Below are 12844 nucleotides of genomic sequence, written 5' to 3'. Positions count from 1 at the left end.
ATGTCATGGAGAGGGTTACCGTTACTTTAGGAGAGCGCAGCTATCCTATTACTATAGAAGCTGGGCTGTTTAATCATCCTGCTTCTTTTGAGCCTCTTCGTGCCGGAGACAAAGCGCTGCTTGTCACCAACGATTCGATTGCGCCACTTTATCTTGATGTTGTTCGTCACAGTCTGGAAAAGTTGGGTGTCAATGTCGATACCGCTATATTACCTGATGGTGAAAAATATAAGACATTATCCGTTATGGATCAGGTCTTTACTAAACTATTGCAAGGTAATCATGGCCGCGATACTACGTTAATTGCTTTAGGCGGCGGTGTTATTGGGGATCTGACGGGATTCGCAGCTGCCAGCTACCAACGGGGCGTGCGCTTTATTCAGGTCCCTACAACGCTGTTATCCCAGGTCGATTCATCCGTTGGTGGTAAAACCGCGGTAAATCATCCACTGGGAAAAAACATGATTGGTGCTTTTTACCAGCCGGCTGCCGTGGTTATTGATATTGATTGCCTGAAAACATTGCCTGCGCGCGAGCTATCCTCTGGTCTGGCTGAGGTAATTAAATACGGCATTATTCTTGATGCTGACTTATTTGATTGGCTCGAACAGAATATTGATGCTTTGTTAGCTCTCGATGTCCAAGCGATGGGGTATTGCATTCGCCGGTGTTGTGAAATAAAGGCTCAGGTTGTTGCTGCAGATGAACGTGAAGGCGGTGTTCGTGCATTGTTAAATCTAGGTCATACCTTTGGTCATGCAATTGAAGCTGAAATGGGCTATGGCAATTGGTTGCATGGTGAGGCTGTTTCAGCGGGTATGGTTATGGCCGCTGAAACTTCAAGATTGTTAGGCCAATTTAGTCAAAGTGATGTTGACCGAATAAAGCGTTTATTGGCGCGTGCGAATCTGCCTGTTAATGGGCCAGAGAGTATGAAGCCAGAAGCTTATCTACCTCATATGCTACGGGATAAAAAGACACTGGCGGGTGAGTTACGCTTAGTTTTACCGACAGCTATCGGACAATCTGAAGTCAGAGGCGGGATTGCCCACGAAGTTGTGTTGTCTGGTATTAGTCATTGCCTGATATAATCGGGTAATTGTAATTCGGTTATTCTGCATAAGCGTTGCATTTTAATGTAGTCGTAGTGTGTCATTTATTTTGAGGGGTGGGAAAGTGCAAGAAGACTTCGAATCTGAATCTAATGGTAATAGTATGAGACCTGATGCCAGCGATCGCGCTCCTCAGCGTGAACGAGCGAAGCCCCGTAAAAGTATGGCGTTGTCACGCCAGCATATAAAAATTGGTATTGGAATATTAGTTCTATTGCTTCTGGTTTTACTGGTCAGTACGGCATTGAAATCACCTGCACCTGAAAGTACCAATTCTCAGCCTCGGGAAGTGAATTTAGGTAATTCACCTGCAGGTACATCTCAGCCAGCTGATGCTAATGCTCAGACTGGAACACCACCTTCAACGGTACCGGAAATTAGTGCCCCACCGGTGTCAGGCACCCCGACTGAATCACCTGCTCTGCCGGAAGTGGCTAATCAACAGCGTGTAGAGATTCCGGGTGAAATTACCGATGCACTTTCAGCACAGCAAGAACAGTTGAACAGATTAAAAGAGACGGAGATGTCTGGTTCGTCATCAACGTCAAATACGACGCCACCGCCAAAGGGATCATCGGCAACGACTTCGTCTCAGGGAGAACAGACGACATCCCATCAAAATAGTGTCAATCAGCCAAATCAGGTTAAGGCTAAACCCGCTACCGAAACGAAAACTTCGACAAAAACGACAGAAACAACAACGACTAAAGCATCAACAACAAGTAGTAAAACATCTGGCGTCAAGGGCTCTACAACCCCGGGCTCGGTGACTGAATTATCAGCGATTCCAGCAAGTCATGTGACTTTACAAGTGAGTAGTGCCTCTCGTTCAGATACGCTTTTAGCTTTTGCTAAAAAGAATAACATGACCAACTACTGGGTTTATCCTACCCGTCGCGATGGTAAGCCTTGGTTTATCCTAATTACGGGTAATTATGCTTCTTCTTCAGAAGCCCGTGCTGCCTTATCGACTCTACCGAAAGACGTTCAAGCTAACAAACCATGGGTAAGATCTGTGCAACAAGTGCACCAAGATCTAAAACTAAAATAAATTATAGATGTGCAAATGTGCTGCTTGAAACAGAGTGCAAAACGCCGTTTTGAATTGTATAAGTAGCTGACTCGCAGCATGAAAAAAAGCCGTTCTTTTTTAAAGTGGGCGGGAGGAAAATATCCTCTTGTTAATGAGATACGTGAATATTTACCGAGAGGTGAATGTTTAATTGAGCCATTTGTTGGCGCAGGCTCGGTGTTCTTAAATACGGATTATGATGAATATGTGTTAGCTGATATTAACAGCGATCTGATTAATCTTTATAACATCGTTAAACAGCGTACCGATCAGGTAGTTCAGGATTCGCGAGAGCTTTTTACTGACGAATATAATCAGGAGCCAGTTTATTACCAACTGCGCACTGAATTTAATCAAAGTCGTGATCCCTATCGTCGTGCGTTGCTATTTCTTTATCTGAATCGTCACTGTTATAACGGTCTTTGTCGTTATAATCTGAGTGGCGAATTCAACGTGCCTTTTGGTCGCTATAAAAAGCCTTATTTTCCCGAAACTGAGCTGTATTGCTTTGCCGAAAAAGCCAAACGAGCCACGTTTTTTTGTGAAAATTATGAGCAAACGATGATGAAGGCCGTAAAAGGAGCCGTTGTTTATTGCGATCCTCCTTATGCACCTTTGTCAGCAACGGCTAATTTTACGGCTTATCATACCAATAGCTTCAACCTCTACGATCAGCAACGGTTGGCATTATTGGCTCAAGATGTCTCTGAAAGTCTTGGTGTGCCGGTATTAATTTCTAACCATGATACGGAGCTAACCCGTGAATGGTACAGTGCAGCAGAATTAGTGGTTGTTAAAGGTCGCCGAACGATTAGTCGTAACGTTCTTGGACGAACTAAAGTGGATGAACTGCTGGCGTTATACAGCCAGCGTTGATTAAATACCTGAGTGCTGCTTTTTAATGGCAGCACTTTACGTTTTTAATCATATCTTTGCTAAAACGCTATTTTCTATAACGAGTGGACACGTAGATGAGTAATTTTCTGATAGCACCTTCTATTCTTTCTGCCGATTTTGCACGGTTAGGTGATGATACCGCCAATGTTCTCGCCGCCGGTGCTGATATCGTGCATTTTGACGTTATGGATAATCACTATGTGCCCAATCTGACTATCGGTCCGATGGTGTGTAAAGCATTGCGTGATTATGGCATTACTGCCCCTATCGATGTGCATTTGATGGTTAAACCGGTAGACCGCATTGTTCCTGACTTTGCCAAGGCAGGTGCCAGCTATATTTCATTCCATCCGGAAGCCTCTGAGCACGTTGACCGTACGCTTCAACTGATTAAAGAGAATGGCTGTAAAGCCGGCCTGGTGTTTAATCCCGCGACACCGCTAAGCTACCTTGATTACGTGATGGATAAGCTAGATGTGATCTTACTGATGTCTGTGAACCCCGGCTTTGGCGGGCAATCTTTTATACCGGCAACGTTAGATAAGCTGCGTCAGGTACGTAAGCTTATCGATGACAGCGGTTTTGATATTCGCCTGGAAGTTGATGGCGGCGTTAAGGTGGATAACATCGGTGAAATTGCAGCGGCGGGTGCAGATATGTTTGTTGCCGGTTCTGCTATTTTCAATCAGCCGGATTACAAAGCGGTTATCGATCAAATGCGGGCTGAGCTAGCAAAGGTATAAATATGCCGATATTTAACGGAGTCAGAGGTTTAGGTTTCGATCTTGATGGCACTTTAGTCAATAGTTTACCTGGACTGGCCAGCGCAGTAGATGCGACGCTAAAAACGTTAGGTTTACCTGAAGCAGGTCAGGAGAGGGTATCTCACTGGATCGGCAACGGTGCCAGCGTTTTAATTATGCGTGCATTGAACTGGGCTGGTTGCGAGATGGCAAAAGAACAGTTAGACAGTGCCCGAATTTTGTTTGACCGACACTATAGCCAGTCGGTTGAAAGCGGTACTGAGCTTTATCCGCAGGTAGCAACAACCCTAAAGCAGCTGGCTAATGACGGAATGAAAATGGCGTTGGTGACCAATAAGCCTACGCCTTTTGTTCGACCATTATTAAGCTCTCTTGGTATTTTAGATTACTTCAGCGTGATTATCGGTGGTGATGACGTTGTTGAAAAAAAACCGCATCCGGCACCGATCTATTTAGTGTTAGGACGCTTGGGTCTGCGGGCCAATGAGTTGGTTTTTGTGGGCGATTCTCGCAATGACATTCAGGCTGGTCAGGCCGCTGGTTGCCCGACAATAGGTTTTTCATATGGGTATAACTATGGTGAATCTATTTCGTTGAGCAACCCCGATCGCGTATTAACTTCATTTGCCGATATCTTGCCCGTTATCGGGCAGCTTACTTCAAAGAATAATTAGGAAGAAATCATGAGTAAACCCATTGTATTTAGTGGCGCACAGCCATCCGGAGAACTTTCCATTGGTAACTATATGGGTGCGTTACGTCAGTGGGTACACATGCAAGATGAATATGATTGTGTCTACTGCATCGTTGACCTTCATGCCATTACCGTTCGCCAAGACCCTCAGAAACTGCATAAAGCTACGTTAGATACTTTAGCTCTGTATCTTGCCTGCGGTATTGATCCTAAGAAAAGCACTATCTTTGTGCAGTCTCACGTACCGGAGCATGTGCAGCTAAGCTGGGTATTAAATTGCTATACCTATTTTGGTGAGCTTAGCCGTATGACCCAATTTAAAGATAAGTCAGCCCGCTATGCCGAAAATATTAACGCTGGCCTGTTTGACTACCCGGTGTTGATGGCTGCAGATATACTCCTGTATCAAACTGCACAGGTTCCCGTCGGTGAAGACCAGAAACAGCACCTTGAACTCAGTCGTGACGTTGCACAACGCTTTAACGCGCTGTATGGCGATATATTTAAAGTACCTGAGCCATTTATTCCAAAATCAGGTGCTCGGGTAATGTCATTGTTGGAGCCGACAAAGAAAATGTCTAAGTCGGATGAAAACCGTAATAACGTCATTGGTTTATTAGAAGATCCTAAATCGGTGTCTAAAAAGCTGAAGCGTGCGGTGACTGATTCCGATGAGCCACCGGTCATTCGCTACGATGTCGTGAATAAAGCGGGTATCTCCAACCTATTGGATATTCTGTCTGGCGTGACTGGCAAGTCTATTGCAACTCTTGAACAAGAGTTTGAAGGTAAGATGTATGGTCATTTGAAGACCGAGGTTGCTGATGCCGTAGCCGGAATGTTGACTGAACTTCAAGAGCGTTATCACCGTTTCCGTAATGATGAAGCTTTCTTGCAGCAGGTTATGCGCGAAGGTGCCGCCAAAGCCAGTATCAAGGCTAAAGCCACCATGGAGAAAGTCAATAAAGCCGTTGGTTTTGTGACTTTGCCATAAAGGTTTTACGTATCCGATAAATCAGAAAATGCCGCTTTAGTATCTAAGCGATTGTTAGCTAAGTTTTTCTATATCGTATTAACTGACTATATCGTCATCCCCGCGAAAGCGGGGATCCAGGTTTTAGCTCACAAATTTGCACTTATCCTAAGAGTTGGATGATTCACTTTGCTCACCCTTTGAGCCATTTACCATTCGTGATGTCGATGGTCAATAACTGTCGATCTGGCTGCGGATATTGTTGATATCTACCTGCTCAATATACTGAATGATATTGTAATAAGCCCACTGGTGATAGCCAAATTCGGGTTGTTTAAGTTCAGCCAACGCCGCTTCTTTTGACCAATCCTGAAAAACCATACGATACATTGCCACCATTAGCCCGGTTCTGTCGCTGCCGTGCCAGCAATGAACCACCATCGGTTTTGGTGCATCCTTCATGATTTTCAATGCGGCAATAAGCTGTGGCTCAGTAAAACGCCCGGCTTCCATTGGGACATGAAATAGATTGAGCATGGTTCCTTTAGCTTCGGCGTCATCGGTATGGAAGTTACGCAGATTAAGAATTGATTTAATTCCCCGCTGCTCAAGCTCTTGCATTTGAGGAGCTCCGGGTTGCCCTGAACGATAAAGCTCTTCACTGACCTGATAAAAATTATCGACGGTACTCTCAGGGACAAACTTTGCTGCCTGCTGAGTTACAGTTTCTGGTTGTGCACTGGCATAAGCACCGGAAAGAGAAGTTAAAAATATAGTTATATACAGCAAAGCTTGAGGGAAATTCGTCATTGACAATCCATTTTTTTATAAAAAAAACACCTTAATTTTCATCACTATGACAGGTTATTCAACGTAAAGGAATACGAAATCGATTGCTTTGTTGTGGGAAGCATATACAATTCGCCGGATTTTTTGGCCCGAATTTACTATAGAGGAGTTATTGTGTCGCAAGATAACAATTATAGTCAGGGGCCCGTCCCTCTGGCTGCGCGGAAAGGCGTTGTTGCACTGACTTTTGTCATGTTGGGGTTAACGTTTTTTTCAGCCAGTATGTGGACCGGCGGTACACTCGGTACCGGTTTAACTTTTCATGATTTCTTCCTCGCAGTGTTTTTAGGTAATCTTCTTCTCGGTATTTATACAGCTTTCCTCGGTTATATCGGTGCTAAAACCGGACTCTCTACCCATCTTCTTGCTCGTTACTCATTTGGTATTAAAGGTTCATGGCTTCCGTCCTTCCTGCTAGGTGGTACTCAGGTCGGCTGGTTTGGCGTTGGCGTTGCGATGTTTGCTATTCCAGTCGGTAAAGCTACCGGGTTAGATATCAATATGTTGATTATGGTTTCCGGTATCTTGATGACAGTAACCATTTTCTTTGGTATCTCAGCGTTAACTATTCTGTCAGTTATCGCGGTACCCGCTATTGCCATTTTAGGCAGCTATTCCGTATATCTGGCCGTTAACGAAGTTGGCGGAATTGACCACCTTCGGGATATTATTCCGGCAACCCCTCTCAGCTTCTCAACGGCACTGGCGTTAGTTGTGGGTTCTTTTGTCAGCGCCGGTACTTTAACCGCCGATTTTGTCCGCTTTGGTCGTAACGCGAAAGGGGCCGTTTTGGTTGCGATGATTGCTTTTTTTCTGGGCAATTCACTGATGTTTATCTTCGGCGCGGCGGGTGCGGCGGCAGTAGGTATGGCTGATATTTCTGATGTGATGATTGCTCAGGGCCTGTTAATTCCGGCAATTGTTGTGTTAGGGCTAAATATCTGGACCACTAATGACAATGCTTTGTATGCCTCCGGATTAGGTTTCGCTAATATCACCGGGCTCTCCAGCCGTACTCTATCCGTGATGAATGGCCTGATAGGTACACTGACCGCTCTGTGGCTATATAATAACTTTGTCGGCTGGTTGACCTTCCTGTCAGCGGCAATTCCACCTATCGGTGGGGTGATTATTGCCGACTACCTGATGAATCGCCGTCGTTATGATAGCTTTGCTGATGCAAAATTTATGGTGGTTAACTGGGTTGCTATCCTTGCTGTCGCCATTGGTATCGCTGCCGGTAACTATTTACCGGGCGTTGTTCCTATTAATGCTGTTTTAGGTGGTGTAGTGAGTTATCTCATTATGAATCCTATCGTTAATCGTAAATTCAATAAGTTACCTGAGGTTAGTCATGCAGAATAATTCCTTAATCATTACTAATGCCCGTTTGCAAAACCGTGAAGGTTTATGGCAACTGCGTATTGAGAACGGTATTTTTCAGGCGATTGAACCCCAACAGTCAGCGGCACCGGTGGCTGGTGATGTTATTGATGCTGAAGGTGGATTAGCGATTCCGCCTTTTATTGAACCCCATATCCACTTAGACACAACCCAGACGGCGGGTGAGCCTAGCTGGAATCAGTCCGGGACGCTGTTTGAAGGCATTGAGCGTTGGGCCGAGCGCAAGGCAATGCTAACCCATGATGATGTCAAAACTCGTGCTATGCAGACGCTTAAATGGCAAATGGCTAACGGCATTCAGCATGTACGTACTCATGTCGATGTCTCTGACCCAACGCTGACGGCTTTAAAAGCCATGCTGGAAGTGAAGCAGGATGTTGCACCGTGGGTCGATGTTCAGATAGTGGCTTTCCCTCAGGAAGGTATCCTTTCTTATCCTAACGGTGTGGAGTTGCTGGAAGAGGCAGTGCGTCTAGGTGCTGATGTTATTGGCGCTATTCCTCACTTTGAGTTCACCCGTGAATACGGCGTTGAGTCGCTGCATAAAACCTTTGCGCTGGCGAATAAATATGATCGCCTGATCGATGTTCATTGCGATGAAATTGATGATGAGCAGTCTCGGTTTGTTGAAACAGTAGCGGCTCTGGCTCATCGTGATGGTATGGGGGCTCGAGTTACTGCCAGCCATACGACGGCAATGCACTCTTATAATGGCGCCTATACTTCCCGTTTGTTCCGGCTGCTAAAAATGTCCGGTATTAACTTTGTCGCCAATCCGTTAGTGAATATTCACCTGCAGGGCCGGTTTGACACTTATCCTAAGCGCCGTGGTATTACCCGGGTTAAGGAGATGCTGGAAGCGGATATTAATGTTTGTTTCGGCCATGATGACGTATTTGACCCGTGGTATCCGCTGGGAACTGCCAATATGCTACAGGTTTTACACATGGGACTGCACGTTTGCCAACTGATGGGATATGGTCAAATTAATGACGGATTGAACCTGATTACGACCCACAGTGCAAAAACGTTGAATTTGCAGGATTATGGGCTGGAAACAGGGCGTTCGGGCAATCTGGTGATTCTTCCTGCGGAGAATGGTTTTGATGCGGTGCGTCGTCAAACCCCGGCTCGATACTCTATTCGTGGCGGGAAAGTCATCGCTCAAACTTTGCCGAGCCAAACAACGTTGTTTTTAGACCAACCTGAGTCGGTTAATTTTAAACGTTAAGCATTTTTGTTGAGTGAACTAAAGGGCTTCAATATTTTATTGAAGCCCTTTGTTTTATCCGGCGACTATTCCAGATAAGCACTAAACTGGAATATATTCCCTGACCGCCTACCGACAACTCGAATGATTTTAGGTATAAATCAGTAGCCGATGATGGCTAAAGACTCTAAAATCCCCTAAAGTTAAAATCGATTAGTCTAAATAACAATAAGGTGTGTACCCATGTTTAAACGTATCTGTATTACTTTGGCAGCACTGTTTTCACTGGTGTTTATTGCGCCAGCGGCACTGGCTGCAAACCCCCATGTTTTATTGACTACCACTGCGGGCAATATTGAGATTGAGCTTGATAGCGACAAGGCCCCGGTTTCTGTCAGAAACTTCGTTGCTTATGTTAACGATGGTTTCTATAACGATACTATTTTTCATCGCGTAATCCCCGGCTTTATGGCCCAAGGTGGCGGATTCACCGCTGATATGAATCAAAAGAAACCAAACGCGCCGATTACTAATGAAGCTAAAAACGGGCTGAAAAACGTCAGAGGCTCGGTAGCGATGGCCCGTACCAATGTGGTAGATAGTGCAACCAGCCAGTTCTTTATTAACGTTGTAGATAATGAGTTTTTGGATAATACCCCGGATAGCTTTGGTTATGCGGTATTTGGCAAAGTTGTTAAAGGCATGGACGTTGTTGATAAAATGATGGCGGCTCCGACTAAATCTGTCAGTGGTCACCAGGATGTTCCGGTCACACCCATTGTGATTACTTCTGCGAAGATTTTGCCATAACGGTCAATCTGATAATGATAAAAAAAGCGCCTGATGGCGCTTTTTTTATCAGAGAAGCTTTAGCTAAAAGCGGTAAGCACTGACTAACTTATTGTTTTAGGCAGAGGCTTAGTGACCCGATCAACCAGGTACAGCACTGAGCGGTAAGGTACACCTGAGTGTTCCGACAGTCCTATTTCACAGGTCCGGCTGTTTGATACACCTTCAGTACAGTTAGTAGGTACTTGCTGATTAAGTAACCGTAAAGCGCTGGCATTCAGCTCAGGAGTTTTCATACCCTTATCACCGGCAAATCCACAGCAGTGGATTCCGTCAGGAATAACAACTTGCTTACAGCAACGGTCAAGCAGCGCTTTCATTGGTGCAGACAGACCCATTTTTACGCTGGAGCAGGTAACATGCATCATCACCGGTTTGTCTTCTGGTATAAACTCCAATTTATCCGTCAGGTAGTGATTAACGAAGCCAATAGGTTCAAACAGTGCCATCGGCTTAGTAAAACCTTCCACTGCCCGCAGCGCACAAGGGCTGGTATCAATCAGTATCGGGTACTTACCTTGTTCACTGGCTTGCCATAATGCCTGTTCCATATCAGCAAGCCGTTCTGCTGCTACCGTCTTGATACCTTTACTGTTATAAGGCATTCCGCAGCATAAACTATCTAAACCTTCAGGATAGATAATACTGAATCCGGCCTTAGTGAGCAGTTGTTCAACCACTTGTGTTAATGGCCGTTGATCTGGATCGGTGACGGCCGCACCCATGGTGCGGGTGGCACAGCTTGGCAGATAGACGACTTTCTCATCACCGGTGCTCAGTTTAGGGGGCTGTGGGCATGAGGTGCCGCGCGGGAACGCCGGGGTTAATAATGGAATATTTCCTGCGCTTAGGGTGTACAGCGCTTTGGTGACTTTCCCCATACGCTGAGGACCAATGAGTTTGCTGGCTCCGGCTACCGTATTGAGAGCCAGACGTGCACCTCCGGTAATCGTCGTGAAGTGACTGGCGGTCCAACGTGCGACCTTCTCGTGGCGCATATTGCGCTGAGTCCGGATATCTCTGATCAGTTCTCCGGTATTAATGCCTACCGGGCAACGGCGGGCGCATAAGCCCGTTGCTGCACAGGTATCATCACCTAAATAGCGGAAATCTTTTTCTAGCAGTTTTAATCGCTTATTATCATCACCGCTGCGACGCAGGCGGTTTATTTCACGCCAGATAACAATACGCTGGCGCGGGGTAAATGACAGTGCGGTAGACGGGCATACCGGTTCACAGAATCCACATTCAATACAACTATCAACTCGCTTATCAGCCGCCGGTAATAGTTTTAGATTTTTCAGGTGCCCTTGATTATCGCGGTTAAGCAGTACGCCGGGGCTTAGAAGGTGCTGCGGGTCGAGCAGATTCTTCAGTTGCCACATCAGCTCATAGGCTTCATTTCCCCATTCCAGCTCAACGAAGGACGCCATATTCCGGCCTGTTCCGTGTTCAGCTTTAAGAGATCCTTTGTATTCCACCGCAACCAGATGGGCGATAGCCTCCATAAATTCCTGATAGCGGGTGACTTGCTGCGGCGTATCGAAAGATTGCTGGAATACAAAGTGCATATTGCCATCTAGCGCATGACCATAAATAACAGCGTTATAGTCATGTTTGATAAACAGTTTTCGCAGATCCTTCACACCATCAGCCAACTGCTCAATCGGGAACGCGACATCTTCAATAATGACCGTTGAGCCTACCGGACGAACGGCACCGATAGCCGGGAATATGCCTTTACGGATAGCCCACAGGCGACCAAATTCTTCCGGCTTGTCGGTGAATGGTACCTGTTGTTCTAAATTGAATTCAGCGATAGATGACATAATTTGTGCCATCTTATTCTGTAGTGTCTCTTGGTCTGCCCCTCTGACTTCAACCAGCAATGCGGTGGCGTCGTCCGTCAGAAGTGGCATAAAGTCAGGCAGTCCATCCTCATTTTCAACCGAGGCTAATGCGCCTCTGTCCATGAGTTCAACGGCCGAAACGGGTTGTTTTTTCAGAATTCGGGTAGCTTCACAGGCGGTTTCAATATCGCTGAATACAAACAGTGCTGAGGCTTTAAATTGGTGCTCTTCTACGGTTTCATAGGTGATTTCAGCAATAAATCCAAGGGTACCTTCAGAACCAATCATTAAATGGGTCAGGATATCCAGCGGATCGTCAAAATCAACCAACGCATTCAGGCTGTAACCGGTAGTGTTTTTCAACCGGTATTTATGACGGATAAGGTCGGCCAAATGCGGATTGGCTTTAGTCTGCTGAGATAAGCTCTGAAGCTGTGCCAGCATTGGGCCGTGGGTCTTTTTAAAAGCGGCAATAGACTCACTGTCGGCAGTATCAATTAGTGTGCCGTCGGCCAGAATCAGGCGCATGGCATGGAGTGTCTGGTAAGAGTTCTGGGCCGTACCACAACACATTCCGCTGGCATTGTTGGCGGCAATGCCGCCAATTTTACAGGCATCAATGGATGCCGGATCCGGGCCAATTTTTCGGCCAAAGGGGGCAAGGTAGCGATTAGCGTCGGCACCAATAACGCCGGGCTTGAGTCTGATATAACCTGCATCGCCAAAAATCTTATACTGCCGCCAGTTATCGCCTAGCGTAATAAGAATTGAGTCAGTAATCGCCTGGCCGGATAAACTTGTACCCGCAGCTCTGAAGGTGACCGGAAGTTTATATTTCTGAGCCAGAACCAACGTTTGCTGAACTTCTCTTTCGCTGTCGAGCCTGACAACAATTTGAGGAATTAATCGATAGCAACTGGCATCGGTGCCATAAGCCATTGTTCTGGAAGGGTCGGTAAAAATACACTCTTTAGCAATAAAACGACTCAGCTCACGATAAAAAGGTTGGTAGGATGCTTCCATTAGTGTTTCCTTATTATGTACTCACACTTTATTTATGTACTTCTTTAGCCTTGATTATAATAGAAAAAGCCTAAAAATTACCGTGATCCTAATCCCCATTTAATCCCCTTCTCCATAGGTGAATGGATTCACCTATGGAGAAGGGGA

Annotated in this window: 11 protein-coding genes; 9 read left to right on the top strand and 2 right to left on the bottom strand. The window is 45.8% G+C overall.

Annotated features, from left to right (window positions below; genetic code table 11):
- The first annotated feature begins 5 nt into the window (after nucleotides 1-5).
- From aroB to trpS, 6 genes are all read left to right on the top strand, one after another.
- Nucleotides 6-1091, top strand: coding sequence for a 3-dehydroquinate synthase (gene aroB / locus YWE_RS0106865; RefSeq protein WP_029093857.1), 1086 nt, complete (start codon nucleotides 6-8; stop codon nucleotides 1089-1091).
- A gap of 85 nt (nucleotides 1092-1176) precedes the next feature.
- The gene (locus YWE_RS0106860; protein WP_036015390.1) at nucleotides 1177-2163 is read left to right on the top strand and encodes an SPOR domain-containing protein; all 987 of its coding nucleotides are present in this window, start codon (nucleotides 1177-1179) and stop codon (nucleotides 2161-2163) included.
- Nucleotides 2164-2241: 78 nt separating this feature from the next.
- Nucleotides 2242-3060, top strand: a complete 819-nt coding sequence (gene dam / locus YWE_RS0106855) for an adenine-specific DNA-methyltransferase (protein ID WP_029093855.1) — start codon at nucleotides 2242-2244, stop codon at nucleotides 3058-3060.
- Nucleotides 3061-3155: 95 nt separating this feature from the next.
- Nucleotides 3156-3824, top strand: a complete 669-nt coding sequence (gene rpe / locus YWE_RS0106850; RefSeq protein ID WP_029093854.1) for a ribulose-phosphate 3-epimerase — start codon at nucleotides 3156-3158, stop codon at nucleotides 3822-3824.
- 2 nt (nucleotides 3825-3826) lie between these two features.
- The gene (locus YWE_RS0106845) at nucleotides 3827-4519 is read left to right on the top strand and encodes a phosphoglycolate phosphatase (protein WP_029093853.1); all 693 of its coding nucleotides are present in this window, start codon (nucleotides 3827-3829) and stop codon (nucleotides 4517-4519) included.
- A gap of 9 nt (nucleotides 4520-4528) precedes the next feature.
- Nucleotides 4529-5533, top strand: a complete 1005-nt coding sequence (trpS, locus tag YWE_RS0106840) for a tryptophan--tRNA ligase (protein WP_029093852.1) — start codon at nucleotides 4529-4531, stop codon at nucleotides 5531-5533.
- A gap of 210 nt (nucleotides 5534-5743) precedes the next feature.
- Here the strand turns inward: trpS and YWE_RS0106835 are convergent, their stop codons facing one another.
- Entirely contained in the window at nucleotides 5744-6322 is a 579-nt protein-coding gene (locus YWE_RS0106835) for a dual specificity protein phosphatase family protein (protein WP_036015386.1), read from the bottom strand.
- A gap of 153 nt (nucleotides 6323-6475) precedes the next feature.
- Here YWE_RS0106835 and codB point away from each other — a divergent pair, with 153 nt between their 5' ends.
- The 3 genes from codB to YWE_RS0106820 all read left to right on the top strand — a co-directional run bounded on the left by codB (nucleotide 6476) and on the right by YWE_RS0106820 (nucleotide 9785).
- Nucleotides 6476-7726, top strand: coding sequence for a cytosine permease (gene codB / locus YWE_RS0106830; RefSeq protein ID WP_029093850.1), 1251 nt, complete (start codon nucleotides 6476-6478; stop codon nucleotides 7724-7726).
- A complete protein-coding gene (locus YWE_RS0106825) occupies nucleotides 7716-8996 on the top strand; it encodes a cytosine deaminase (RefSeq protein ID WP_029093849.1) in 1281 nt (426 codons plus the stop codon). The genes codB and YWE_RS0106825 overlap by 11 nt, the downstream gene beginning before the upstream one ends.
- Before the next feature lie 222 nt (nucleotides 8997-9218).
- The gene (locus YWE_RS0106820; protein WP_029093848.1) at nucleotides 9219-9785 is read left to right on the top strand and encodes a peptidylprolyl isomerase; all 567 of its coding nucleotides are present in this window, start codon (nucleotides 9219-9221) and stop codon (nucleotides 9783-9785) included.
- 83 nt (nucleotides 9786-9868) lie between these two features.
- On the opposite strand, the gene YWE_RS0106815 is transcribed toward YWE_RS0106820, so the two are convergent.
- Nucleotides 9869-12697 (bottom strand): FAD-binding and (Fe-S)-binding domain-containing protein, encoded by a 2829-nt coding sequence (locus tag YWE_RS0106815; RefSeq protein ID WP_029093847.1) that lies wholly within the window; start codon nucleotides 12695-12697, stop codon nucleotides 9869-9871.
- Nucleotides 12698-12844 lie beyond the last annotated feature (147 nt).

Source organism: Budvicia aquatica DSM 5075 = ATCC 35567 (assembly GCF_000427805.1).
Taxonomy (GTDB): domain Bacteria; phylum Pseudomonadota; class Gammaproteobacteria; order Enterobacterales; family Enterobacteriaceae; genus Budvicia; species Budvicia aquatica.
This window is presented reverse-complemented; position numbering and strand designations above follow the sequence as displayed.